The sequence below is a fragment of the Streptomyces sp. A5-4 genome (assembly GCF_051131715.1).
GTDB lineage: Bacteria > Actinomycetota > Actinomycetes > Streptomycetales > Streptomycetaceae > Streptomyces.
Window position 1 is genome coordinate 3,747,475 of the sequence record NZ_CP178591.1, and the last position, 23,841, is coordinate 3,771,315.

24 protein-coding genes, 1 tRNA gene and 1 pseudogene are annotated in these 23,841 nt (G+C 70.6%); 20 read left to right on the forward strand and 6 right to left on the reverse strand.

All coding sequences use genetic code 11. The features are described 5' to 3' along the window. Positions 1–17: 17 nt before the first annotated feature. Positions 18–905 (forward strand): MBL fold metallo-hydrolase, encoded by an 888-nt coding sequence (locus ACLLJJ_RS17175; protein WP_434592076.1) that lies wholly within the window; start codon positions 18–20, stop codon positions 903–905. After that, positions 902–2,161: an MFS transporter gene (locus ACLLJJ_RS17180; protein WP_434592079.1), complete on the forward strand. Its 1,260-nt coding sequence runs from the start codon at positions 902–904 to the stop codon at positions 2,159–2,161. Before ACLLJJ_RS17175 ends, ACLLJJ_RS17180 begins: the two co-directional genes overlap by 4 nt. Here the strand turns inward: ACLLJJ_RS17180 and ACLLJJ_RS17185 are convergent. Then, positions 2,155–3,618 carry an MFS transporter gene (locus tag ACLLJJ_RS17185; RefSeq protein ID WP_434592081.1) on the reverse strand — a complete coding sequence of 488 codons (1,464 nt, stop codon included), beginning with the start codon at positions 3,616–3,618 and terminating at the stop codon, positions 2,155–2,157. The genes ACLLJJ_RS17180 and ACLLJJ_RS17185 overlap by 7 nt on opposite strands. A 131-nt stretch (positions 3,619–3,749) precedes the next feature. Between ACLLJJ_RS17185 and ACLLJJ_RS17190 the strand changes: the two are divergent. From ACLLJJ_RS17190 to ACLLJJ_RS17200, 3 genes and pseudogenes are all read left to right on the forward strand, one after another. Continuing rightward, positions 3,750–3,875, forward strand: a pseudogene (locus ACLLJJ_RS17190) (LysR family transcriptional regulator); the annotation flags it as partial. Positions 3,876–3,987: 112 nt separating this feature from the next. Next, on the forward strand, positions 3,988–4,764 hold the full coding sequence (locus ACLLJJ_RS17195) for a LysR family substrate-binding domain-containing protein (RefSeq protein WP_434592083.1): 777 nt from the start codon (positions 3,988–3,990) through the stop codon (positions 4,762–4,764). Beyond that, positions 4,761–5,603, forward strand: coding sequence for an isocitrate lyase/PEP mutase family protein (locus tag ACLLJJ_RS17200; RefSeq protein ID WP_434592085.1), 843 nt, complete (start codon positions 4,761–4,763; stop codon positions 5,601–5,603). The genes ACLLJJ_RS17195 and ACLLJJ_RS17200 overlap by 4 nt, the downstream gene beginning before the upstream one ends. Before the next feature lie 102 nt (positions 5,604–5,705). Here the strand turns inward: ACLLJJ_RS17200 and ACLLJJ_RS17205 are convergent, their stop codons facing one another. Further along, positions 5,706–6,098 carry an STAS domain-containing protein gene (locus ACLLJJ_RS17205; RefSeq protein WP_434592087.1) on the reverse strand — a complete coding sequence of 131 codons (393 nt, stop codon included), beginning with the start codon at positions 6,096–6,098 and terminating at the stop codon, positions 5,706–5,708. 518 nt (positions 6,099–6,616) lie between these two features. Between ACLLJJ_RS17205 and ACLLJJ_RS17210 the strand changes: the two genes are divergently transcribed. Further along, the gene (locus ACLLJJ_RS17210) at positions 6,617–8,902 is read left to right on the forward strand and encodes an ATP-binding cassette domain-containing protein (RefSeq protein WP_434592090.1); all 2,286 of its coding nucleotides are present in this window, start codon (positions 6,617–6,619) and stop codon (positions 8,900–8,902) included. A gap of 42 nt (positions 8,903–8,944) precedes the next feature. On the opposite strand, the gene ACLLJJ_RS17215 is transcribed toward ACLLJJ_RS17210, so the two are convergent. Further along, positions 8,945–9,478, reverse strand: coding sequence for a hypothetical protein (locus ACLLJJ_RS17215; protein ID WP_434592093.1), 534 nt, complete (start codon positions 9,476–9,478; stop codon positions 8,945–8,947). Between the two features lie 194 nt (positions 9,479–9,672). Between ACLLJJ_RS17215 and ACLLJJ_RS17220 the strand changes: the two genes are divergently transcribed. Further along, positions 9,673–10,257 (forward strand): HhH-GPD-type base excision DNA repair protein, encoded by a 585-nt coding sequence (locus tag ACLLJJ_RS17220; protein WP_434592096.1) that lies wholly within the window; start codon positions 9,673–9,675, stop codon positions 10,255–10,257. A gap of 331 nt (positions 10,258–10,588) precedes the next feature. Here ACLLJJ_RS17220 and ACLLJJ_RS17225 read toward each other — a convergent pair whose 3' ends face one another. After that, on the reverse strand, positions 10,589–12,196 hold the full coding sequence (locus tag ACLLJJ_RS17225) for a helicase HerA-like domain-containing protein (RefSeq protein WP_434592099.1): 1,608 nt from the start codon (positions 12,194–12,196) through the stop codon (positions 10,589–10,591). A gap of 87 nt (positions 12,197–12,283) precedes the next feature. Between ACLLJJ_RS17225 and ACLLJJ_RS17230 the strand changes: the two genes are divergently transcribed. Together ACLLJJ_RS17230 and ACLLJJ_RS17235 are read left to right on the forward strand one after the other, a co-directional pair. Next, the gene (locus ACLLJJ_RS17230) at positions 12,284–12,586 is read left to right on the forward strand and encodes a type II toxin-antitoxin system VapB family antitoxin (RefSeq protein WP_214921385.1); all 303 of its coding nucleotides are present in this window, start codon (positions 12,284–12,286) and stop codon (positions 12,584–12,586) included. A gap of 168 nt (positions 12,587–12,754) precedes the next feature. Further along, a complete protein-coding gene (locus ACLLJJ_RS17235) occupies positions 12,755–13,402 on the forward strand; it encodes a LytR C-terminal domain-containing protein (RefSeq protein WP_434592102.1) in 648 nt (215 codons plus the stop codon). Positions 13,403–13,447: 45 nt separating this feature from the next. Here ACLLJJ_RS17235 and upp read toward each other — a convergent pair whose 3' ends face one another. Then, the gene (gene upp, locus ACLLJJ_RS17240; protein WP_434592105.1) at positions 13,448–14,083 is read right to left on the reverse strand and encodes a uracil phosphoribosyltransferase; all 636 of its coding nucleotides are present in this window, start codon (positions 14,081–14,083) and stop codon (positions 13,448–13,450) included. Between the two features lie 104 nt (positions 14,084–14,187). On the opposite strand from upp, the gene ACLLJJ_RS17245 reads away from it, so the two are divergent. From ACLLJJ_RS17245 to ACLLJJ_RS17285, 9 genes are all read left to right on the forward strand, one after another. Then, positions 14,188–14,385, forward strand: coding sequence for a hypothetical protein (locus tag ACLLJJ_RS17245; protein WP_434592108.1), 198 nt, complete (start codon positions 14,188–14,190; stop codon positions 14,383–14,385). A gap of 328 nt (positions 14,386–14,713) precedes the next feature. Next, complete coding sequence (locus ACLLJJ_RS17250; protein ID WP_434592111.1) at positions 14,714–15,262, forward strand: hypothetical protein; 549 nt, start codon at positions 14,714–14,716, stop codon at positions 15,260–15,262. Positions 15,263–15,378: 116 nt separating this feature from the next. Continuing rightward, a complete protein-coding gene (gene tadA, locus ACLLJJ_RS17255; protein ID WP_434592114.1) occupies positions 15,379–15,807 on the forward strand; it encodes a tRNA adenosine(34) deaminase TadA in 429 nt (142 codons plus the stop codon). 103 nt (positions 15,808–15,910) lie between these two features. Beyond that, positions 15,911–15,997 (forward strand) — tRNA-Ser (locus tag ACLLJJ_RS17260). Between the two features lie 472 nt (positions 15,998–16,469). Then, positions 16,470–16,634 (forward strand): hypothetical protein, encoded by a 165-nt coding sequence (locus ACLLJJ_RS17265; protein WP_434592116.1) that lies wholly within the window; start codon positions 16,470–16,472, stop codon positions 16,632–16,634. A gap of 47 nt (positions 16,635–16,681) precedes the next feature. Next, positions 16,682–16,975, forward strand: coding sequence for a Dabb family protein (locus ACLLJJ_RS17270; RefSeq protein ID WP_434592118.1), 294 nt, complete (start codon positions 16,682–16,684; stop codon positions 16,973–16,975). Positions 16,976–17,155: 180 nt separating this feature from the next. Next, positions 17,156–18,064, forward strand: coding sequence for an RNA polymerase sigma factor SigF (locus tag ACLLJJ_RS17275; RefSeq protein WP_434592120.1), 909 nt, complete (start codon positions 17,156–17,158; stop codon positions 18,062–18,064). A 211-nt stretch (positions 18,065–18,275) separates the two neighbouring features. Continuing rightward, a complete protein-coding gene (locus ACLLJJ_RS17280; RefSeq protein WP_434592121.1) occupies positions 18,276–19,133 on the forward strand; it encodes an RNA polymerase sigma factor SigF in 858 nt (285 codons plus the stop codon). Positions 19,134–19,223: 90 nt separating this feature from the next. Continuing rightward, positions 19,224–20,114, forward strand: a complete 891-nt coding sequence (locus tag ACLLJJ_RS17285; RefSeq protein ID WP_434592124.1) for a hypothetical protein — start codon at positions 19,224–19,226, stop codon at positions 20,112–20,114. A gap of 136 nt (positions 20,115–20,250) precedes the next feature. Here ACLLJJ_RS17285 and ACLLJJ_RS17290 read toward each other — a convergent pair whose 3' ends face one another. After that, a complete protein-coding gene (locus ACLLJJ_RS17290) occupies positions 20,251–20,466 on the reverse strand; it encodes a hypothetical protein (RefSeq protein WP_434592127.1) in 216 nt (71 codons plus the stop codon). A 210-nt stretch (positions 20,467–20,676) separates the two neighbouring features. On the opposite strand from ACLLJJ_RS17290, the gene ACLLJJ_RS17295 reads away from it, so the two are divergent. After that, positions 20,677–21,201, forward strand: a complete 525-nt coding sequence (locus ACLLJJ_RS17295) for a MarR family winged helix-turn-helix transcriptional regulator (RefSeq protein WP_434592130.1) — start codon at positions 20,677–20,679, stop codon at positions 21,199–21,201. A 14-nt stretch (positions 21,202–21,215) separates the two neighbouring features. Next, a complete protein-coding gene (locus ACLLJJ_RS17300; RefSeq protein ID WP_434592132.1) occupies positions 21,216–23,690 on the forward strand; it encodes an MFS transporter in 2,475 nt (824 codons plus the stop codon). The last annotated feature ends 151 nt before the right edge of the window (positions 23,691–23,841 follow it).

Genomic DNA, 23,841 nt, shown 5'->3' on the forward strand with positions numbered 1-23,841 from the left:
TGCATATGCTCCCGGCCATGAGCCACGACGAACGACTGCGACGGCCCGCGGGCCTCCGCTCGCTGCACCTGGGCGAGACCAAAGTGACGTACATACCCGACGGGGCGGTGCAGCTCGTGCCGCGCCGCTGGCTTCCCGGCACCACCGACAAGGTGTGGGCTGCGCACCCCGAATACCTCGACACGACCGGCCACTTGGTGGGCAGCATCGGCGGGCTGCTGGTGGAGCGCGACGGGCGGGCCCTGCTGATCGACGCCGGATTCGGCCCGCAGTCCCTCCCCGCCGAGCCCGGCAACCCGCACGGCGCCATCCAAGGCGGCGCCCTCCTGGACAACCTGGCCGCGGCCGGCCGCAGGCCCGAGGAGATCGAGGCCGTCGCCATCACCCACCTCCACCTCGACCACCTCGGATGGGCCTGGCACCCCGCCCCGGGGACCGGCCGGCCCGTCTTCACCGGCGCCGCGTATCTGGTGGCCGAGGCCGAGTGGTCGCAGCGCCACCTCACCGAGGCGCACGGCACCAGCAAGGAGATGCTCAGCGCGCTCGAACCGCAGGTACGCACCTTCGCCGCCGGGGAGGAGATCTTTCCCGGCGTACGGGCGCTGCCCACCCCGGGTCACACGGCGGGGCACACCGCGTACGTCATCAGCTCCGGCGGCCGGCGCCTGATCGCCTTCGGCGACGCCCTGCACTCGCCGATCCAGGTCGCCCACCCCGAGTGGTCCGCCGTCTCCGACCACGACGCGGAGCAGTCGGCCGGCTTCCGCCGCGACCTCGTCGCCGAGCTGGCCCGGCCCGACACCCTGGGATACGGCGTCCACTTCGCCGACGTGGTGTTCGGGCAGGCCGCGGTCCACCCCGACGGGGAAGGGCGCGGGCACTTCTGGCGACCCGTCTCCGCGTGAGCCGGGGGAAGGGCGACGCGCCCCGGGGCGAGGCCGGGGGCGCGTCCACCGGGCACTGGCCCGGCATCGCCGCCGTCGCCCTCACCGCGACCGCCACCGTGATGCCCGGCTTCACCGTCGGAGCCCTCGCACCCTCGATCCAGGCCGAACTCGGCATCTCCCGCAGCGGTATCGGGCTCGCGATGAGCGCCTTCTACGCCGCCACCGCGCTCGGCTCCCCCCTCACCAAGCGCCTCGCCGCCAGGCTGCCCGTCCCCGTGGCCCTCGCCTTCGCCTCGCTCGTCGCGTCGGCCGTGCTCCTGACGGCGTCCCGGGTGACCGGCTTCGCGGCACTGGCCGCGGTGCTGGTCCTGGGCGGGCTGAGCAGCGGCCTGGTCCAGCCCGCCGCCGGCCGGCTGATCGCGGCGCGCGCCCCGGCGCACCGGCGCTCCCTGGCCGCCGGTCTGGTCGGCGCGGCGCTGGGGGCGGCCACCCTCGTCCCGGGCCTGCTCGTCGCGCTCGTCGTCGAGCCCTACGGGTGGCGTACGGCGATGCTGATCGCCGGTGGCGTCGCCCTGGTCCCCGCCGCCCTCGCCCCACTGGCCCGCGTCCCCGGTGGCCCGCCGCCGAAGCGGGCGTCGGACGAGAGCCACGACCCGCGCACCGTCCGCCGGGTGCTGGTGCTCTGGGCGCTCGCCGCGGCGCTGTCCGCGGCCGGGAACAACGCGGTGGCCTCGTACTTCGTACAGCTCGGCGCCGACTCCGGGCTCGCCGTCACCGTCGCGGGCAACCTGCTGTCGATGAGCGCGCTCATCGCCATCGCCGTACGGATCGGCGCGGGAGCCCTGACCGATCGGGCGCCGCAGCGCAACCCCGCGGTGATCGCCGCGATGATGCTCACCGGGGGCGTCGGGCTCGCACTGATCGCCGTCGGCTCCCCCACGGCCTTCGTCATCGGCGCGGTCCTGGCCTTCTCCGCCGGATGGGGCTGGACGGGGCTCCTGCTCGCCACCACACTGCGGCTGGTCCCCGGCCGGGCCGAGAACGCGGGACACACGGTCCAGGTCGGCATCTACGCGGGCGCCACCGTCGCCCCCTTCGCCTTCGGCGCGCTCTCCAGCACCTTCGGCTTCGCGAGCGCCGCGCTCGTCGCGGCGGTGGCGGCGGTCGGCGGGGCGGCGGCGACCGTGGCCGGGGCGGTGGTACTGCGGCGGGGCAGCGAGGGCGGCGTACGGCCCCGGGCCGGTGCGGACCTGTCCACCGCCCGGGGTCAGTGACCCACGTGGGCCTCGGCGAGCCCCTGGGCAGCGCCGGCACCAGCCACCGTCCTGCTCCTCCCCGTTCGCAGCCCGAAGGCGCTGACGAAGGCCGCGAGCAGCGCCGCGGTGAGCGGCACCACGAGAGCGGCGTGGTAGCCGTCGAGCATCGCGGTGGGTGAACTCGACGCGGTGGCCGCGACGTTGACGGCGGTGACGGTCGACAGGCCGAGCGCCGCGCCGAACTGGAAGGACGTGTAGAGCAGCCCGCCCGCCAGGCCCTGTTCCTTCTCCGCGATGCCCTCGGTGGCGACGATGGTGAGCGGGCCGTACGCCAGCGCGAAGGCGAGGCCGAGGACGATCAGGCTCGGGAACATCGCCGGATACGTCCAGTCCGCGCCGACCGGCAGGAACAGCCCGTACGCGAGCGCGGCGAGCAGCAGCCCGCCGAAGATCACCCGGGCGTTGCCGAACCGGGCGACCAGCCTGGGGGTGAGGGTGGGCGAGAGGACCGCGTCGACGCCGATGACGATCATCGCGAAGCTGGTCTGGAGCGTCGACCAGTCGCGCAGTTCCTGGAGGTAGAGGACGACCAGGAACTGGAAGCCGAAGAAACCGGCGGCGAAGAGCAGCCCGGCGATGTTGGCGCGGACCAGGGGACCGTTGCGGAGAATTCCGAGGCGTACGAGCGGGGAGCTCGCCCGGCGTTCGATCGCCACGAAGGCGGCGAGGACGGCCAGTCCCGCGGCGAGCGTGCCCAGGGTCCAGCCGATTCCCGTGTGACTGGCGCGCTCGACGCCGAGCACGAGCAGCACGATGGCGGCGGTGACGGTCACGCCGCCGGCCACGTCGAAGCCCTCGCCCGTCCGGTCCGGACGCGGTGACCTGGGCACGAACGCCAGGGCGGCCAGCAGGATGACGAAGGACAGGACGACCGGCGCGAAGAACACCCAGCGCCAGCCGACCGAGGCGAGCAGACCGCCGACGACCAGGCCGATCGAGAAGCCGCCCGCGGCGGTGCCGGAGTAGATCAGCAGGGCCCTGTTGCGCGCCTCGCCCTCGGCGAAGCTCGTGGTGATGATGGACAGGCCCGCAGGGGTCATGAAGGCCGCGGCGACCCCGGTGACGAACCGCGCGACGATCAGCATCCAGCCCTCGGACGCGAAACCGCCCAGGCCGGAGAAGATCAGGAACACGGTCAGCCACAGGACGAACATCTGGCGGCGCCCGAAGAGGTCGGCGGCCCGGCCGCCCAGCAGCATGAAACCGCCGTAACCGAGGACGTACGCGCTCATGACCCACTGGAGCTCGCCGGTGGACATGTCGAGGTCGGCCCGGATGGACGGCAGGGCGATATTGAGCATCGCGACATCGATGCCTTCCAGGAAGATCGCGCCGCACAGGACGAACAGCACGCCCCAGTGATCCTTGCGCGGGGTTCTTGGCGCACTGGGCGCACTCGGCACGCTGGTGCTCATGTGAATTCCTCGGTGGTGAGGGGATGTTGTCTGCTCAACCACCCTCGATCAGCGCCGTTGGGGGAACAACGGCGAAGAACGCAACGTTCGTTCAGCCAGGCTTACCGATCCGCGTCGCCCTGGGGGATGTCATGGAGCACGACGAGCTGGAGTGCTTTCTCATCCTTTCCGAGGAGCTGCACTTCGGACGCACCGCCGACCGGATGAGGCTGTCCCGTGCCCGGGTGAGCCAGCTCGTCCAGCGCACGGAGCGCCGCATCGGCGCCCCGCTGTTCGCCCGTACGAGCCGCCGCGTCGCCCTCACCGACCTCGGCCGGCAGCTCCGCGACGACCTCGCACCGCACCACCGCGGCCATCGCGGACGCGGTCGTGCGGGCCACCGCCACCGCCCGGAGCATCGGCGGGGTGCTCTTCGTCGGCTTCTCTGGGCCACCTGCCGGGGAGATCGTGCTGAAGGCGGCGGAGGCGATGCGCGCGGACCACCCCGGGCTGAGCACGGAGATCTGCGAGGTGCCGCTCTCCGATCCGTACGGGAAACTGCGCGACGGCGGTTACGACGTACAGCTCACGGAGTTCCCGGTGCGCGAGGAGGATCTGGGCAACGGGCCCGCCCTGCTCACCGAGGAGCGCGTGCTGGTGATCGCCTCCGGGCATCCGCTGTCCGCGCGCGCCTCGGTGTCGCTGGAGGATCTGGCCGACGTACCGCTGCTGACCATCGACGGTGACGTGCCGGACTACTGGCGGGAACACCACGCCCCGACGCGCACGCCCGGCGGCAGGGCGATCGGCCGGGGCCCCGCCATCACCAACATGCAGGAGGCGCTCATGCTGGTCGCGGGCGGCAGGGGCGCGCTGTTGTCGGCCGCGCACACCGCGACGTACTTCGCCAGGCCCGGTGTCGCCTACGTCCCGTTCGAGGACGCGGGGCCGGTCGGGTACGGCCTGGTGTGGCGTGCCAGCGACAACACCGACGCGGTCAGGGCGTTCGCCCGCAGCGCGCTCGCGGTGTCGAAGGACCTGGCGCCGGAGGGTGCGGGGGCGAAGGCTGTGGCGCCCGCGGGTCTCCGCCGGACGGTTGGCCCAGTCGCGCGGCGTGGAATTGGACCAGAGCGGACGGCCGGGCCTCTCCTAACGTCGAAGGCATGACGAATCGGACGACGCACGACAGCGACCGCCGAACCAGCCAGGCACCCCGGGCATCCCTCGCGGCCGAGCTTCGGGCCCTGCACGTCCCCGGCACACCCGCCGTGCTGCCCAACGCCTGGGACGCGGCCTCGGCCCGTACCGTGGCCGCCGCCGGATTCCCGGCCGTCGCCACCGGCAGCGCGGCCATGGCCCCGGCGCTGGGCTACGAGGACCACGAGGCGACCCCGCCCGGCGAGATGTTCGCCGCGCTGGCCCGCATCGTGCGGGCCGTGGATGTGCCGGTCACCGCCGACCTGGAGCGCGGCTACGGCCTGGCGCCCGCCGAACTGGCCGCGCGGCTGGCGGAGAGCGGCGCGGTGGGCTGCAATCTGGAGGACACCGACCCCCGCACGGGCAAGCTGCTCGACGTACGCGAACAGGCCGACTTCCTCGCCGCGTTCCGGCAGGCGGCGCCCGATGTGGTGATCAACGCGCGCGTGGACACCTTCCTGCACGGATCCGGCGAGGGGACGGGATCCGGAGCCGAGGCGTCGCGGCTGGCGGAGGCGGTGGCCCGGGGCCGGGCGTACGCCGGGGCGGGCGCCGACTGCGTCTATCCGATCTCCGTCTCCGGCCTGTCCGACCGGGCGGTGCGCTCCCTGGTGGAGGGCATCGGGGCGCCCGTCAATGTGGCGTACGGGCCCGGGAGCCCGCTGTCCTTCGAGGAGTTGGCGGCGGCGGGCGTGGCCAGGGTGACCTTCGGCCCCGGCCTCTTCGTCGCGGTGCAGCAGCATCTGGCCGGGCTCGTCGAGGCGATCCGGGAGGGCCGGGACCCGTACGCGGGCACCGCACTCGGCTGAGGGCTCGGCCGACGGGGCTTCCCCGCAGCGGAAACAGGGCGCACGTCCACCTTCGTACGCCCTCGGAACCGTGGCTACGAACTCCCGCGCGCGGGAGCCCGATCAGGCCGACAGGCCGTGGTCGTCCCGGCTGCCCGCTTCGGCCGACACGATCGGCCGGCCCTCCGGGACGTCGATGACGGTGAACGCCTGGTCCAGACCCGTGATCCGCAGCACTCGCCACACCTGGGGGGTGGGCCGCACCAGCCGAAGGGTGCCTCTCCTTCTGGCCACTTGGGCCCGGATCCGCAGGAGCAGCCGCAGGCCACCCGCGTCCAGGAAGCTCACGGAGCGCAGATCGACCACCACATCCGGACGGGAGCGGTCACAGATCGCCTCCGCCCGCTCGCTCAGCACGACCGTCGCCCAGATGTCCAGCTCACCGTGGAGCTCGATGACCAGGACCGCACCTGCCGTGCGGTCCCGCAGAAGGAAAGTGATCTCGTCGACACTCATGGCCAACCCCCGGCATTCTGCTCAGGCTTGAGGCGTCACCGGCCGCTGCCCACAGCCGCTGACGGAGCTTGCTCGAAGCGCCGCCGGGGTCTGGGGCGGCACAGAGTGATATGTCGTCATCGTGCCCCACAAAGGCCACCTTGTACCCCTCCCCGGTAGTGCGATCGCAGGGCCAAGGATGCGCCTGAATACGCACGCGCACTCACCCCTTGCATGCGCCGCGTTGTACTACCGGCTGGTAAGCGACTTCAGGATCGGCAGGAACGGAAGAAATTGGCTGAAAACTCCGGGCCCGGCCGGGGAGTTCGACCCGGGCGCAATCAAAGAACGTCCGAACTTCGCCCGTAGGAATGCCAGCAGACCGGCCGGAAGAACGAGGAGAGACTCGGCGCGAGCACGGCAGCACCTCACCCCAAATCATCACCCTCGGTGACTGTCGGACCCGGGCGGCAGAATGAAGGGCCGGACGCCGCCGACGCGGCGCGCCACGCTGTTCGAGGTATCCAAGGAGAGCCGGAATGTCCCCCGATCCGTCCAGCCCCGAACCGACCACCGCCGACCTCCACCATGTGATCCAGGTCCGCGGCGCCCGGGAGAACAACCTGGCGAACGTATCGGTGGATCTCCCCAAGCGCCGGCTCACGGTCTTCACCGGCGTCTCGGGCTCCGGCAAGTCCTCACTCGTGTTCGGGACCATCGCCGCGGAGTCGCAGCGCCTGATCAATGAGACGTACACGGCGTTCATCCAGTCGTTCATGCCGAGCATGGGCCGCCCGGACGTCGACTCGCTGCACAATCTGAGCGCGGCCATCGTCGTCGACCAGGAGCGGATGGGCGCCAACTCCCGTTCCACGGTGGGCACGGCGACCGACGCGTACACGATGCTGCGGATCATTTTCAGCCGCCTCGGCATACCGCACATCGGTACGTCGACCGCCTTCAGCTTCAACAGCGCGGAGGGCATGTGCCCCGAGTGCGAGGGCATCGGCCAGGTCTCGAAGATCGACATCGATCAGCTGGTCGACCGTGAACTGTCCCTGAAGGAAGGGGCGATCACCGTCCCCGGCTTCGCGGTGGACTCCTGGTACTGGCAGGTCATGGCGGCCTCCGGGCTCTACGACCCGGACACCCGGCTCGCGGACTTCACCGCCGCCGAGTGGGAGGACCTGCTGCACAAGCCCTCCACGAAGATCAAGGTCGGTAGCAACAACCTCACCTACGAGGGCCTGGTCACCAAGGTGCAGCGGGTCTACCTCTCCAAGGACCGGGAGTCGATGCAGGGCCACATCAAGGCCTTCGTCGACCGCGCGGTGGTCTTCACCGACTGCTCCGTCTGCGGCGGCAGCCGGCTGAGCGCCGCCGCGCTGTCCTCGGTGATCGACGGGGTGAACATCGCCCAGTGCTCGGCGATGCAGATCAGCGACCTGGCCGCTTTCGTACGGTCCATCGAGGACCCGTCCGTCGCCCCACTGCTCACCACCCTGCGCGACACCCTGGACTCGCTGGTCGAGATCGGCCTCGGCTATCTGAGCCTGGACCGCACCTCGTCGACGCTCTCCGGCGGTGAGGCGCAGCGGGTGAAGATGGTCAGACACCTCGGCTCCAGCCTGACCGATGTGACGTACGTCTTCGACGAGCCCACCATCGGGCTGCACCCGCACGACATCCAGCGGATGAACGACCTGCTGCTGCGCCTGCGCGACAAGGGCAACACCGTCCTCGTGGTCGAGCACAAACCCGAGGTCATCTCCATCGCGGACCACGTGGTGGACCTGGGGCCGGGCGCGGGCTCCGGCGGCGGGCAGATCTGTTACAGCGGCGACGTCCCCGGACTGCGCACCTCCGGGACGCTCACCGGGCAGCACCTGGAGCATCGCGCGCGGCTGCGCGAGACAGTGCGTGAGCCGCGCGGAAAGCTGTCGATCACCGGCGCCGGCCTGCACAATCTGAAGGACGTCTCCGTCGACATCCCGACGGGCGTACTGACCGTGGTCACCGGGGTCGCCGGGTCCGGAAAGAGCTCACTGATCCACGGCTACCTGACCGGCCGTGACGGGGTGGTCGTGGCCGACCAGTCACCGATCCGCGGCTCGCGCCGGTCCAATCCGGCGACGTACACCGGGCTGCTCGGCCCGATCCGTACCGCCTTCGCCAAGGAGAATGGGGTCAAGGCGGCGCTGTTCAGCGCGAATTCGGAGGGCGCCTGCCCGAACTGCAACGGCCTCGGGCTCGTCTACACCGACCTGGCGATGATGGCCGGGGTGGCATCCGTCTGCGAGCAGTGCGAGGGCAAGCGGTTCACACCCGAGGTGCTCACGTACAAGCTGCGCGGCAAGAACATCAGTGAGGTGCTCGGCATGGCGGTGGCGGAGGCCCGCGACTTCTTCCCGTCCGGACAGGCCCGCGCGATCCTCGACCGGCTCGCCGACGTGGGCCTGGGCTACCTCCGCCTCGGCCAGCCGCTCAACACGCTGTCGGGCGGCGAGCGCCAGCGGGTCAAGCTCGCCATCCACATGGCGGAGAAGTCCGCGACCTACGTCCTGGACGAGCCCACGACCGGCCTGCACATGGCTGATGTGGACCAACTGCTCGCGCTGCTCGACCGGTTGGTCGACGACGGCAACACGGTCATCGTCATCGAGCACCACCAGGCGGTCATGGCGCACGCCGACTGGCTCATCGACATGGGCCCGGGTGCGGGCCACGACGGCGGCCGGATCGTCTTCACCGGCACCCCGGCCGAGCTGGTCGCGACCGGCCGAACGCTGACGGCGGAGCACCTGCGGGAGTACGTCGGCGGGTAGCGGCCGGCCGGGGTGACCCGGGGGGGGATGACGGGGGACGGCTCAGAAGCCGTCACAGATGGCCGTCGCGAAAGGGCCGCTGGCGGTGGAGGTCCGTGGTTTTTTGCCATCCACGGTAACCGTGCAGGTGGCGGTGCCGCCGTCGGCCCCGGTGACGACAGTGAGATGACCGCCTTTCAGGAAGCCGGTGGTATCGACCTCCTTGCGCCACGGGAGGCGTGCGTCGGACGCGGTACTGGTCGACAGATTCCCGTCGCTCCACTCGGAGTAGCTGATCGTGACGTCCTTGGCGTCGCCGGTCACCGCGTACTTCACCTTCACGGCCCGCTCGAACTCCTCGTCGACCACACCGACAAAGGCGAGCGTGATGACAGTGCAGCCTCCGACGAGGAGGACAGCGACACCGAGTACGACCCAGGGCCAGACCCGACGCCGCTTCGGAGGCGGCGGGTAGCCGTAATCGGGCGGCGGGTAGCCGGGCGGCGGGCCACCACCGCGGCCCGGCGGCCGGGGGCCCCACTGCGGCCCGCCGGCGCTGTTGGGCGGTTCGTGGGTCGGCGGGGTCGTGTCCGACATGAACGGGTGTCCTTCCAGAGGCACCTGCGCGCCCTGCGGAGGGGCGAACGATGTGCGCCCTTCGAGCATGGGTCGCCCGCACCCGTACGCCCTGCGGAGGTACGCCGTCCGAGTGCGAGCGGCACGGTCCGGGTCATCCCCGACCGGCGGTTCTGCGCTGGCCGGTGGTGGTGGTTGTGCGGGATCATGGGGGGATGAGCACCGTCTTGCGCATCTCCCAGCAGCCGGAGGCCGACGAACTGCTCGGCCGCAGCCCGCTCGCCGACCTGGTCGGCATGCTCCTGGACCAGCAGGTGCCGATGGAGTGGGCGTTCGCGGGCCCGTACACGATCACCCAGCGGGTGGGCGGCGACGACCTGGACGCGCATCAGATCGCCGCGTACGACCCGGAGGCCTTCGCGTCGCTCCTGTCGGCCAAGCCCGCCGTGCACCGCTACCCGGGCTCCATGGCCAAACGCGTGCAGCAGCTGTGCCAGTACCTGGTCGAGCACTACGACGGCGATGCGAGCGCGGTGTGGCGCGATGTCGCCACCGGCCAGGAGCTGCTGGCGCGGCTGAACGAGCTGCCCGGCTTCGGCAAGCAGAAGTCCCAGATCTTCCTGGCACTCCTCGGCAAGCAGCTCGGGGTGAAGCCGAAGGGCTGGCGCGAGGCGGCCGGGGCGTACGGCGACGCGGGCGCGTACCGCTCGGCGGCGGACATCACGGGCCCGGAGTCGCTGGCCAAGGTCCGCGCGTTCAAGCAGGCAGCGAAGCAGGCGGCCAAGAAGGCCGCGGAATAGACCGCGCGGCAGGCCGCGAACCGGGCCGTGGAACAGCCCCTTCGGCAGGCCGCGAACCGGGCGCGTGGAACAGCCTGCGGACCAGCCCGCACACGGCGCTGGCGCTCCGACCGGGGGGGGAAGCGCGCATACGGCGCTGCGCGCTCCGACCCGGAAGTGAAGCCCACCGTGCATGGCGCTGGCGCTCCGACCGGGGGAAGCCCACACACGGCGCTGCGCGCTCCAACCGGAGGGAAAGCCCGCCCCGCCCCGCGCCACCGCGCCCCGCGCCCCCCTCGCGGCCACCCAACCGCGCCCTGTGCAACCGCGCCTCGCGCCACCCCGCCATAGGTCACCGCCTCCGCCGTGCCGTGCCGAAGATCGACCGGGAGATCTCGCGGCCCAGCTGGGTCCCGATCGACCGTGCAAGTGACTTGAAGACGCCGCTGCCCACCACCTGCTCGGCGAGCGACGCATCCCCCTTCTGGGCCTTCTGGGGCCGCGAGGCCTGGCTCGCCGCGTCGGCCCGCTCCTTCGCCTGCTCCGCCTCCAGCGCCACCCGCACCGCCTCCGCGTCCGCGGTCTGCTGGTTCGCGGTGAGCTTCTCGTACGCCGATTCGCGGTCCATCGGCTCCGCGTACCGCCCGTGGAGCGGCGACGCCTTCACCGCCTGCTCCAGCGCCGCCGCCTCGACCGGGCCCATCAACGATTCGGGCGCGCGCAGCCGGGTCGCGGCGACCGGGGTCGGCGCGCCCTTCTCGCTCAGGACGGTGATCACCGCTTCGCCGGTGCCGAGCGCCGTCAGCAACTCCTCCAGGTCGTACTCCGAATGGGGGAAAGTTCGCACGGTCGCCTTCAGCGCCTTCGCGTCGTCGGGCGTGAAGGCCCGCAGCGCGTGCTGCACCCGGTTGCCGAGCTGCGCGAGGACGTCCCCGGGCACGTCCTTCGGCGTCTGCGTGACGAAGAAGATCCCGATCCCCTTCGAACGGATCAGCCGCACCGTCTGCGTGATCGACTCCAGGAACGCCTTCGAGGCGCCGTTGAACAGCAGATGCGCCTCGTCGAAGAAGAAGACCAGCTTGGGCCGGTCGAGGTCGCCGACCTCGGGCAGATCGTGGAAGAGGTCCGCGAGCAGCCACATCAGGAACGTCGAGAAGAGCTGCGGCTTGCCCTGCACGGCGGGCAGCTCCAGTACGGAGACCAGCCCCCGCCCGTCCGGCGCGGACCGCAGGAACTCGCTCGTGTCGAACTCCGGCTCCCCGAAGAAGTCGCTCGCGCCCTGCTGCTCGAACGCCGTCAGCGCCCGCAGGATCACCCCGGCCGTCACCGACGAGAGCCCGCCGATGCCCTTGAGCTCGGCCTTTCCCGTGTCCGACACCAGGAAGGCGACCACGGCCCGCAGGTCCTTCAGATCCACCAGCTCCAGGCCCTTGGAGTCGGCGTAGTGGAAGATCAGGCCGAGCGACTGCTCCTGCGTCTGGTTGAGCTGGAGCACCTTCGACAGCAGCACCGGACCGAAGCTGGTGACCGTGGCCCGCAGCGGAATGCCGGGCCCGATCCCTCCCAGCGCGAAGAACTCGCAGGGGAAGCCCGTCGCCTCCCAGGTCTGCCCGACCTGGGAGGCCCGCTCGCGTACCTTCTCGCCGTCCTCACCTGGCGCGGAAATACCCGACACATCGCCCTTCACATCGGCCAGGAAGACCGGGACACCCTGCGCCGACAGCTGCTCGGCGATCAGCTGGAGCGTCTTGGTCTTGCCCGTGCCGGTGGCCCCCGCGACGAGCCCGTGCCGGTTGAGCATGGCCAGGGGGATCCGGATCTGGGTGTCCGGCAGACATTCGCCCTCCCAGAGCAGGGCGCCCAGTTCGAGGGCCGGACCGGTGAAGGCGTAACCCGTGGCAATGGCCGCCACCTCGTCAGCCGAACCGCCGGAGTCACCGGAGGGGGTACTTCCGCTCATGTTTGCTCCCGTTCTGGCGCTGAATACGACCTTTGCACCCCTGCCTCATGGCTGCGCCCGGAGGCGCTCGCCCGGTAGGCTTTCCGTGTGATCTTCAAGCGCATCGGAAACGGCCGGCCGTACCCCGACCACGGCCGGGAAAGCACCCGCCAGTGGGCGGATGTCGCGCCGCGCCCGGTCCGCCTCGACCAGCTCGTCACCACCAAGGGCCAGCTGGACCTGGAAACGCTGCTCGCCGAGGACTCGACCTTCTACGGCGACCTCTTCGCGCATGTCGTGAAGTGGCAGGGCGACCTCTATCTGGAGGACGGACTGCACCGCGCGGTCCGCGCCGCGCTCCAGCAGCGCCAGGTGCTGCACGCGCGCGTCCTCGAACTCGACGGCATCTGACCCCGCCGCCCGACACGCCACCGAGCGGCCGGGGCACCCGCCGCAGCCCCGCTCGGTACTCCGTTCGGTGTGTCCGGTCAACACCTAATTGGGCCTTTTGGGTTGGAGTGCCGGTCAGTCGTTGATCATTTAGTAGGAATCACCTCATGAGCGCACTACGCTGCGCCCATGAGCATGCTGACTCCCCCCGGCATGGGCGGAAAGTACCGCATCACGGGCGACAAGTTCCCGCGTATGCGCCGCCCTCGTCACCGACGCAGGATCGTCCTCGTAGTGGTGGCCTCGGTCCTGGCCCTCGGCCTGGTCGGCTGGGGGACACTGCAGCTCATCGACGTCTTCACGGGCGGTGAGAAGAAGACCACGGCGTCCGGCCGCAAGAAGGACGACTGCAAGCCCTCCGCGCCCGAGGCCTCCCCCGCGACCTCGACCACGTCGGCCAAGGCCCTGCCCAAGCCGGGCAAGATCAAGGTCAACGTCTACAACGCGACGCCGCGCGGCGGTCTCGCCAAGGAGACGGCCGACGAGCTGAAAAAGCGCGGCTTCGCCATCGGCAAGGTCGGAAACGCCCCGACCGAGTACGACAAGAAGGTCAAGGGCACCGGAATACTGCTGGGCGCCCCCAAGGACGTGGCCGGTGTGCTGCCCGTCCTCGGGACGCAGCTGAAGAAGGCGGAGCAGAAGGCCGACGCCCGCACGGGCACCGAGGTCGACATGATCCTCGGCACGGCCTTCAAGAAGCTGGACACGAAGAAGGACGCGGACGCGGCCCTGGCCGCACTGGCCAACCCCGCCCCCGCGCCCTCCGCAAAGTGCTGACGTACTGCTGAAGTACCGCTGACGTACTACTGCGTGCCGGACCGGCTATTCGGCCGAGCCGTACATTCGGTCGCCCGCGTCACCGAGGCCCGGGACGATGTAGCCGTGCTCGTTGAGCCGCTCGTCCACCGAGGCGGTGACCACGGTGACCGGCGTGCCGGCCAGCTCGCGCTCCATGATCTCCACGCCCTCGGGCGCGGCCAGCAGCACGACGGCCGTCACATCGTCCGCGCCGCGCTTGATCAGCTCGCGGATCGCCGCGACGAGGGTGCCGCCGGTGGCCAGCATCGGGTCCAGCACGTACACCTGGCGCCCGGAGAGGTCCTCCGGCATCCGGGTGGCGTAGGTGGACGCCTCCAGGGTCTCCTCGTTGCGGACCATCCCGAGGAAGCCCACCTCGGCGGTCGGCAGCAGCCGGACCATTCCGTCGAGCATGCCGAGACCGGCCCGCAGGATCGGCACGACCAGGGGGCGCGGGTAGGACAGCTTCACGCCCGTCGTCCTCGCCACCGGGGTGTCGATGTCGACCTGCTCGGTGCGCACGTCCCGGGTGGCCTCGTACGCGAGCAGGGTGACCAGCTCGTCGGCGAGGCGCCGGAAGGTCGCAGAGTCGGTGCGCTTGTCGCGCAACGTGGTGAGTTTGTGCGCCACCAGCGGGTGGTCGACGACATTGATGCGCATGCCCACAACAGTAACCGGGCTCCAGCGCCCACTGCGCTGGCATCAACCCCCTGTCCAGGGGGAAGGTGGGATGCAGGAGAACCCAGCGTGGGGTGGTGTGGCCGATGCGGGACGGGGAAGAGCCCGAGCAGACGCGGGACCAGCAGCCGAAGCCGGAGAGCGAGGCCGCCCGAAGGCGGCGACGCGCCCACTTCCTGCGCGAACTGAACGAGGCCAAGGAGTTGCGCGACCGGGTGAAGCCGCGCACGGCCCGCGCCGCGCGGATGCGTCAGCAGATGCGGATGCGCACCTTCCGCTGGTAGCGGCGGCCCGGAGGCCCCGGGCAGCCGTCCGGAGCGCCTGGCGGGCGCCTGCCGAGCGCCTGGCGAGCGGCCCATGAGGGGACTCCGCACTCGGGAAACCGAGGGGGCTTCGAGGAGAATCCGGGAGGACTCGGAAGAGGCCCGGAGACGACTCCGTCAGGACTGGTACACGACGCAAGAGCGGAAGACCTCTCGCTCAGCCTTCGTTTCTGCCACGATTCCGAGTGGGCGGGGCCAGGAGCTGCAAAACGGTTTCCCCCGCCCAGCTACACCCTCCGGCCGGGAGGACTTCCAACCGGCACTTCTCGAGACCAGTGGGAGAGTCACGGTGTACTTCGCCGCACTGCTCGCGCGCACCGAAGACGGGTGGAAAGCGAGCGACACGGAGCTCGACGATGTGGAGACCCTGTCCGACCTGACCGATCTGGCCCGCGAGGCCACGGTCGACGACGACACGGTGATCGTCTTCATCGAGCAGGAAGACGCATGGTTCGGCCTCGTCCGGGTGGACGGCGAGGAGGATCCGCGTATCTACGTCTCGGACGCGGCCGCGGCCGCCCGTTCCTCGTACGGGGAGATTCTGCTCACCGACGAATTGCTCGGCCGCGATCCCGAGGATCCGGACGCCCTGGAAGAGCTCGTCGACCTCGACGGGACCGAGGACGGCGAGCCGGACCCGGAAACGGAAGTGGAGGACGACGGGGAGGAGAGCACTCCGGGCGACAGCGCTGTCGTACCGGCGGGCCCGCTCGGCGACGCGGGGGTCCTGGTGGACCTCGGTCTGTCCGAGAAGGAACTGCTGGCGCTCGACACGGACGCGCTCGCCGAGATCGCCGACGTCCTGGGCGCCGCCGACGTACTGGAGACCGTCCAGTAGTGGCCACGGCTCATCCAGTACCTGATCGGCCGGCACCCGGCCCACGACCCGGTGCCGGTACCGATGCCCCACCCGACCCAGTACCCGACCCGGTACGTGATCCCTGGCAGGCGCCGATGCGTCTCGCCCTGGACGAGGCGGCACGGGCGGCGGAGGCCGGCGATGTGCCGGTCGGCGCCGTCCTGCTGGCTCCCGACGGCTCGCTGCTCGCGGCGGGCCACAACGAGCGCGAGGCAACGGGCGACCCGACGGCGCACGCCGAGGTCCTGGCCATCCGCAGGGCGGCCGGAAAGCTCGGCGGCTGGCGTCTGACCGGCTGCACGCTGGTCGTGACGCTGGAGCCGTGCACGATGTGCGCGGGGGCGCTCGTCCAGTCCCGGGTGGACCGGGTGGTCTACGGCGCGCTCGACGAGAAGGCGGGCGCGGCCGGGTCGCTCTGGGACGTCGTACGGGACCGGCGGCTCAATCACCGGCCCGAGGTCGTCGCCGGCGTCCTCGAAGCGGAGTGCTCGGCTCAGCTCACCGCCTTCTTCCGGAACCGCTGAAGGGCGGGCCGGAAGCGGGGCGCGGGCGGTCCCGACAGGGCCGCGGGGTCACCTGCCGGAACGGATTTCGGAGCACGGCCCACCGTGGGCTAAGCTCTGTCTCGGTAGCGTGTCCGAGCGGCCTAAGGAGCACGCCTCGAAAGCGTGTGAGGGGGCAACTTCTCCGTGGGTTCAAATCCCACCGCTACCGCTCTGAGCGAAAGCCCCGGTTCACTGAACCGGGGCTTTCGCGTTGCACGGGCACCGCGGGCTCTCGGTAAGGGCTACCGATAAGGGCTCTCGGTACGGCAGCGAACAGCCGAAGGCCCCGACCGGGGGGATGGTCGGGGCCTTCGCGTTGGACGGGGGAAGCGGTATCGGGGGGACAAGCCGCTCCCCCCCGATGAGAACAAGACCTGCAAGTCCGGCCGCACCAGGGGGGAAGCCGGCGGCCGGACCCCGCAGTGAGGTCCTGTTCCTCGCCCTGCGGATTCCTGCCAGATCCGCCGGGCTCAGATCCATCCTGCGCCCCCCGAGCGGGGCGACGGGCGGGCAAAGGGCCCGGATCGGCGGGTCGTAGGTCCTTAAAGGCCGAGTGAGTGATCGCTGCGACCCCTGGGCACGCCGTTTCTGCCGATACACTCTCCCGACTGCACAGGGGACCGGCAGGGGAGGCCGCACGCATGGTGCAAACCAAGAAGCTCGCGCTGTACGTGATCGTGGTCTTCGTGCTGTACACGATCATCACGTCGCCCGGCCGGGCGGCCGATCTTGTCCAGGTAGGGTTCGAAGGCATTGCCAGTGCCGCTCAGGGCGTCGGCGAGTTCATGTCCGAACTGATCCAGTGACCGACCGATGACCGATCCGGACGCCCTCCGTCTCCAAGGAGTGCTTCTTGATCCGCCATCTGGTCCTCTTCAAGCTCAATGACGGCGTGCAGCGGGAAGAGCCGCGTGTCGCCGCCGGCGTGAAGGCCTTCCAGGAGCTCGACGGGGTCGTCCCCGAGCTGGAGTTCTGGGAGTGCGCCTGGAACATCACCGACCGGCCCATCGCGTACGACTTCGCCATCAACTCGGCGGTGCGGGACCGCGATGCGCTGAAGCGCTACGTCGAACACCCGGCCCATCAGGCAGCCGCCGGACAGTGGCGCGAATTCGCCACGTGGGTGATCGCCGACTACGAGTTCTGAGCCCCCTCCGCACCCTGCCCCACACCATTTTGGTGTGGGGTTTATGCGTAGTTACGCCCCAACTTGCCCTCAACACGGCGATATACGGTGCTTGCACACAGTGCACATGTCTTGTGATGCTATGACCGCTTTTGACGGATGAGTTGACCGTGGTTGACCGAGGAAAGGGGTGGCGCGACCGTGCCTGCCAGTACAGCGCCTCAGGCTCCGCCCCAGCAGATCCAGCACAGCCAACAGGGCCAGCAGAGCCGTCCGGGCTCCCAGCTCCCCCCGCTGCCCCCGGAGACCGCCCCCGACCCCGCCCCGGACGCCGCCCCGGCCAGGAGTCGCGGCGCCGACACCCGGGCACTGACCCAGGTGCTGTTCGGCGAGCTCAAGGTGCTGGACCCCGAGACTCCCGAGCACAGCCGGGTGCGCGGGGCGCTCATCGAGGCGAACCTGCCGCTCGTGCGGTACGCCGCCGCCCGCTTCCGCAGCCGCAACGAGCCGATGGAGGACGTCGTCCAGGTCGGCACGATCGGTCTGATCAACGCCATCGACCGGTTCGACCCGGACCGCGGGGTGCAGTTCCCGACCTTCGCGATGCCGACCGTCGTCGGCGAGATCAAGCGGTACTTCCGTGACAACGTCAGGACCGTCCACGTGCCGCGTCGGCTGCACGAGCTGTGGGTCCAGGTCAGCGGGGCCACCGAGGACCTCACCACGGCCCACGGGCGGTCCCCCACGACCGCCGAGATCGCCGAGCGCCTGCGCATCTCCGAGGGCGAGGTACTGGCCTGCATCGAGGCGGGCCGGTCGTACCACGCGACCTCGCTGGAGGCGGCCCAGGAGGGCGACGGCCTACCGGGCCTGCTCGACCGGCTCGGATACGAGGACCCGGCCCTGGCCGGCGTCGAGCACCGGGACCTCGTACGGCATCTGCTCGTACAACTGCCCGAACGCGAGCAGCGGATTCTGCTGCTTCGCTACTACAGCAATCTGACGCAATCGCAAATCAGCGCGGAATTGGGTGTGTCCCAGATGCACGTGTCGAGACTGCTGGCCAGAAGCTTCGCGCGGCTTCGATCCGCAAATCGAATCGAAGCGTAAGCAGAACGGGCACTCCCGCAGGATGGCCGAAAAGCCGCACACCCCCTCTTTCCTGCGCAGATTTGTCGACTTGGCGCTACAGCGTGTTGCCGACATGTGACATTCTGCTGGAACCGCGTTTGCCGCAGCTCCGCCACCGGTATTCAGGTGGAGGCTGCTTCCTCCGAACGGGAGCGCCCGCCGCTACCGTCCGCGACCTCAAGGGGGTGGCATGTCCGCAGAACAGGGCAGCTCAAAGGTGCTCACCAAAGCAGTGCCCGCCGTGCTCGACCACGTGGCCAAGCCGGCAATCGTGTCGCAGCCGGAAGTCATCGACACACGCACTCTGTCCCGCTCCCTCTTCCTGCGGCTTGCCGCCCTTGAGAAGAACACCCCGGAGCATACGTACGTTCGAGACACCCTCATTGAGCTCAACCTCCCCCTGGTGCGCTATGCATCGGCCCGATTCCGCAGCCGGAACGAGCCGATGGAGGACATCGTCCAGGTCGGCACGATCGGGCTGATCAAGGCGATCGACCGGTTCGACTGCGAACGCGGGGTGGAATTCCCCACGTTCGCGATGCCGACGGTGGTCGGTGAGATCAAGCGCTTCTTCCGCGACACCAGTTGGTCGGTGCGGGTGCCGCGCAGGCTGCAGGAGTTGCGGCTCGCGCTGACCCGGGCCAGTGACGAGCTCGCGCAGAAGCTCGACCGCTCGCCGACCGTCCCCGAACTCGCCGTGGTGCTGGGGGTGTCGGAGGAGGACGTCGTGGACGGCCTCGCCGTCGGCAACGCCTACACCGCCAGTTCGCTGGACTCGCCCTCCATCGAGGACGACGGCGGCGAGGGGTCGCTGGCCGACCGGCTGGGATACGAGGACACGGCGCTGGAAGGCGTCGAGTACCGCGAGTCCCTCAAGCCGCTGCTGGCCAAACTGCAGCCTCGGGAGCGCCAGATCATCATGCTCCGGTTCTTCGCCAACATGACCCAGTCGCAGATCGGCGAAGAGGTCGGCATCTCCCAGATGCACGTCTCACGCCTGCTGACCCGCACGCTCGCCCAGCTCAGGGAAGGGCTCATCGCGGACTGAGCGGACGGTTCACCGCTGGGACCCGAGTGACAGGCAGTCAGTCCTGCTGACGGGGTTTCCAATTGACGGAGCGTCAGACAAACTGGCGCGATGCGACGTCATGGTCTGATATACGGCCGCCGGGGTGCCGCGCTGGGCGCCTCGGTGGCTGTGCTGTGTCTGGGCGGGGTTCTGGCCGCGTGCGGTGGCGAGGGCGACGACAACGGCTATGCGGCGGTCGGCGCCGCGGGCCCGTCACCGGAGCGGGCGCCGGGCAGGGCCGTACCGCCCGACGGCGAGGTCGAGCTGGTGCCCCTCGACGACGACGGGGCTCGGGGCGGCGGCAGCGGCAAGCACCCCGCCGAGGGCCAAGGCCCGGGCGGGTCGACGGCCGGCGGTACGGGCAAGGGCGCGCCCGGCGCCGCGGGTGACGGCGGCTCGGACGGGAAAGCGGCGGCCCCGGACGCACCCGGCAGCTCCGGAAGGCCCGCCGCACCGGGCAGCGGTGGATCGGCCCCCGGTCGTACGGGCGGCGGCGCCGGTGGCAGTGGCCCGTCCGGCGGTCAGACCGCCCCCGGCTCACCGGGAACCGGCTCACCGGGAACCGGCTCACCCGGCACCGGGCCGCCCGGCACGGGATCGCCGGGCACCGGCCCCGGATCGCCGCCCGCCACCACGCCTCCGCCCCCGCCCGCGCCCGCCGCGCTCAAGGTGGGCGAGCCCGCGCGCGCGGGCGCCGGGAAGCGGTGGTGCGAGAAGGTGACCGTGCGGTTCAGTAATACCGGTGGCTCACCGGTGCGGTCCGGCAGCGTCACCTTCGCGACGCACATCATCGGCGCGCTGGGCGTCGACTGGGGCACCCGTTATTCGGCGCAGCCGCTGCCCGGACCGATCGCGGCGGGCGCGGCCGTGAACAGGACGTACACCGTGTGCGTGGATGCCTGGCGGGTGCCGCTGGGCATGCGCGTGGAGACCCAGGACGTCACCGCCGACTGGAAGTGACGCCGCCGTTGGCCTCATGAGCGCCGCGGGGAGCCACCCGGACCAGGAGTGACGCCGGGAGCGCCCCGAGGCGGCTGCGGGGCGCCGGCCGTCGGGCCCGCTCCCGCAGCGGCCACCGGGGCGGCCGACGGGACGATCAGCCGAGCGCGAGCCAGGCGACCGCCGCGAGGACCACGATGACGGCGACGACGCCGACGATCAGTCCGGTCTTCGGGCCGCCCGAGGACACCGCCGCGGCCGGCTGCTGCCGCTGCGGCTCACCCTCGTCGACGAAGGCGCGGAACATCTGAGTGCTGCCCGCCGGGTCGCTGTGACCCTCGGGACCCTGGGGGGCTTGGGGGTTGTGTGCCATGGGGCAGGACCCTAGCGAAGAAGAGGCATCCCGCACACCCCGGCCCCCCGACCCTCGCGATCTGCGGCTTTACCGGCAGTACGGACGCCGTTGACCCGCGCCGCACGGAGGCTTTTGGGTTCCTTTACTCCCTGAGTCCCGAATTAGTTTGCCTGTAGCAACCAACCGCTTCTATGGTTGCCCTAAGCAACAAGATGAACGGAGGTGCCGATGGCCGCGCAGAGTCAGTACGCGGAACTGGCCCGGCAGCTCAGTGCCATCGGCGCCGTCAAACGCGATCTCGCCAAGATCCTCCCCGCACACTGCCCGGCAGGATCGGCCGCGGTGCTCACCCTTCTCGACCGTCATGGCGAGATGCGGATGAGCAGGCTGGCCGAGCTGCTCGCGGTCGACATGTCGGTAACCAGCCGGCACGTCGCCCATGTGGCGGACCGCGGCTGGATCGACCGGGCCCCCGACCCGGGGGACAGGCGTTCGCGCATCCTGCGGCTGAGCCCGGCGGGCCGGGCGCTCCTGGAGGAACTCTCCGAGCGCTACACCGCGACGCTCGCCGGCGCCCTGGACGACTGGTCCGACGACGAGGTCGGCCAGCTCAACATCATGCTGGCCCGCCTGCGCAACAGCTTCGGCGACTGCCGGGCACGGGCCCCGCACCACTTCGAGCAGGACGGTGGCTCCGAGGCCCGGAAGCCCGCGGTACCCGTAACACCTGCATCACCCGCAACACCCGCGTAAAGCAAAGGAATTCAATGGCTACGACCACACCAGTCGGTGTGCGGGGCGGCCACGCCAAGCAGGGGACACATCACTCCTCCGACGGCGCGCCGATGACACACCGGCAGATCATGGAAGCCCTCACCGGCCTGCTGCTCGGCATGTTCGTCGCGATGCTGTCGTCGACCATCGTGTCGAACGCCCTTCCCGAGATCATCAAGGATCTCGACGGCACCCAGAGCGCGTACACCTGGGTCGTCACCGCCGCACTTCTCTCCATGACCGTGACCACCCCCCTGTGGGGCAAGCTGGCCGACCTCTTCAGTAAGAAGCTGCTGGTCCAGATAGCACTGGTCATCTTCGTGATCGGATCGGCGCTCGCCGGTCTGTCACAGAACACCGGCACCCTGATCGCCTTCCGAGTACTCCAGGGCATCGGCACCGGCGGTCTGGTCGCCCTCACCCAGATCGTGATCGCCGCGATGATCTCGCCGCGTGAGCGCGGCAGGTACGCCGGTTACATCGGCGCCACCTTCGCCGTCGCCACCGTCGGCGGCCCGCTGCTCGGCGGTGTCATCACCGACACCGAGTGGCTCGGCTGGCGCTGGTGCTTCTACGTCGGTGTGCCGTTCGCGGCCATCGCCCTGGTCCTCCTCCAGAAGACCCTCAAGCTTCCGGTCGTCCGCCGCAAGGTGAAGATCGACTGGCTCGGTGCCTTCTTCCTCGCCGCCTCCGTCTCCCTGCTGATGATCTGGGTGACCCTCGCGGGCGACAAGTACGAGTGGAACTCCTGGCAGACGTACGCGATGCTCGGCGGCACGCTCGTGCTCGGCCTGCTCTTCCTCCTGGTCGAGACGAAGGCCAAGGAGCCGCTGATCCCGCTGCGCTTCTTCCGTAACCGCACGATCGCGCTCACGTCCTTCGCGAGCCTCTTCGTCGGTGTCGCGATGTTCGGCTCGACCGTCTTCCTGAGCCAGTACTTCCAGCTGGCCCGGGACAAGTCGCCGACGATGTCCGGCGTCATGACGATCCCGATGATCGCCGGTCTCTTCATCTCCTCGACGGTCTCCGGCCAGATCATCACCAAGACGGGCCGCTGGAAGGGATTCCTGGTCGGCGGCGGTGTCGGTCTCGTCGCGGGTCTCGGCCTGCTCAGCACCATCAGGTACGACACCGACTACTGGCAGGTCGCCATCTACATGGCGGTGCTCGGCCTCGGTCTCGGCATGATGATGCAGAACCTGGTGCTCGCCTCGCAGAACCAGGTGGAGCCGCACGAGCTCGGCGCGGCCAGCTCGCTGGTCACCTTCACCCGCTCCCTCGGTGGCGCGGTCGGCGTCTCCGCGCTCGGCGCGGTGCTGTCCAACCGCATCGCCCACTACGTGGAGGACGGCCTCACCGCCCTGCACATCAAGCCCAGCGCCGGTGGCGGCAACACCATCCCGGACGTGGACGCCCTGCCCGCACCGGTCAGGACCGTCGTGGAGAGCGCGTACGGGCACGGGGTCGCCGACCTCTTCCTGTACGCGGCGCCGATCGCGCTGATCGGCCTGATCCTGGTGATGTTCGTCAAGGAGGTCGCCTTGAAGTCGTCCGACGGCCCGGCCGCACCCGCCGAGCCCGCCAACGGCCCGGCCGGTGAGACCACCGGTGAGCTGCTTGGCGAAGAGGCCGCCGGAGTGGCCGGATTCCAGGTCCGCGACCCGGCCCAGGACTCCACCGCGTCGTTCGCGGCCACGCCGCCGACCGGCAGGACCCTGCACGGCACGGTCCGTACCGCAGAGGGAACAGCCGTGTCGCACGCCGCGGTCACGCTGATCTCGCTGGCCGGACGGCAGTTGGGCCGCACCGCGGCCCAGGACGGCCGGTACGCGCTGGACGCCCCGGCAGCCGGTTCGTACGTACTGATCGCCTCCGCCGACGGCTTCCAGCCGCAGGCGTCCACGGTGGTCGTCGGCGACGAGCCCGTCGCGTACGACATCCTGCTGTCCGGTACGAGCGGACTGCTCGGCACCGTGCGCACCACGGACGGCGGGCTGCCCGTCGAGGGCGCCATGGTCGTGGTGACCGATGTGCGCGGCGATGTGCTGGCCACCGGAAAGTCCGGCAGCCAGGGCGAGTTCACCTTCGGTGAGCTGATCCCCGGCTCGGTGACCATCGCGGTGAACGCGGCCGGTTTCCGGCCGATGGCACTGCCGGTGGACATCGGCGGCCAGGGCGTCACCCGGATCGAGGTCGCGCTGCAGTCCGGCGCGCTGGTCCAGGGCACGGTACGCGGCGGCGCCGACCGGCGTCCGCTGGCCGACGCCCGCGTGACGCTGATGGACGCGGCCGGGAACGTCGTCGCCACGTCGACCACCGGGGACGACGGGGCGTACGCCTTCGCCGACCTGAACTCGGGCGAGTACACGGTCGTCGCGACCGGCTACCCGCCGGTGGCGGGCGCGCTGACGGTCGCGGGCCGCGGCGTCGACGGCCACGACATCGAGCTCGCCCACCCGGGCGAGTAGCCCTCACAGGCACCCTCAGGCCCCCCTCGGCGGGGCCGCGCTCCGAGCGGAGGCGCGGCCCCGGCCGAGCGGGTGGAAATGGGCCCCGGAAGCGGCGGCGGGCAGGGGACGGCCCGCCGCCCCGTCCGGGGCCCGCATCATTTCGGCAAGG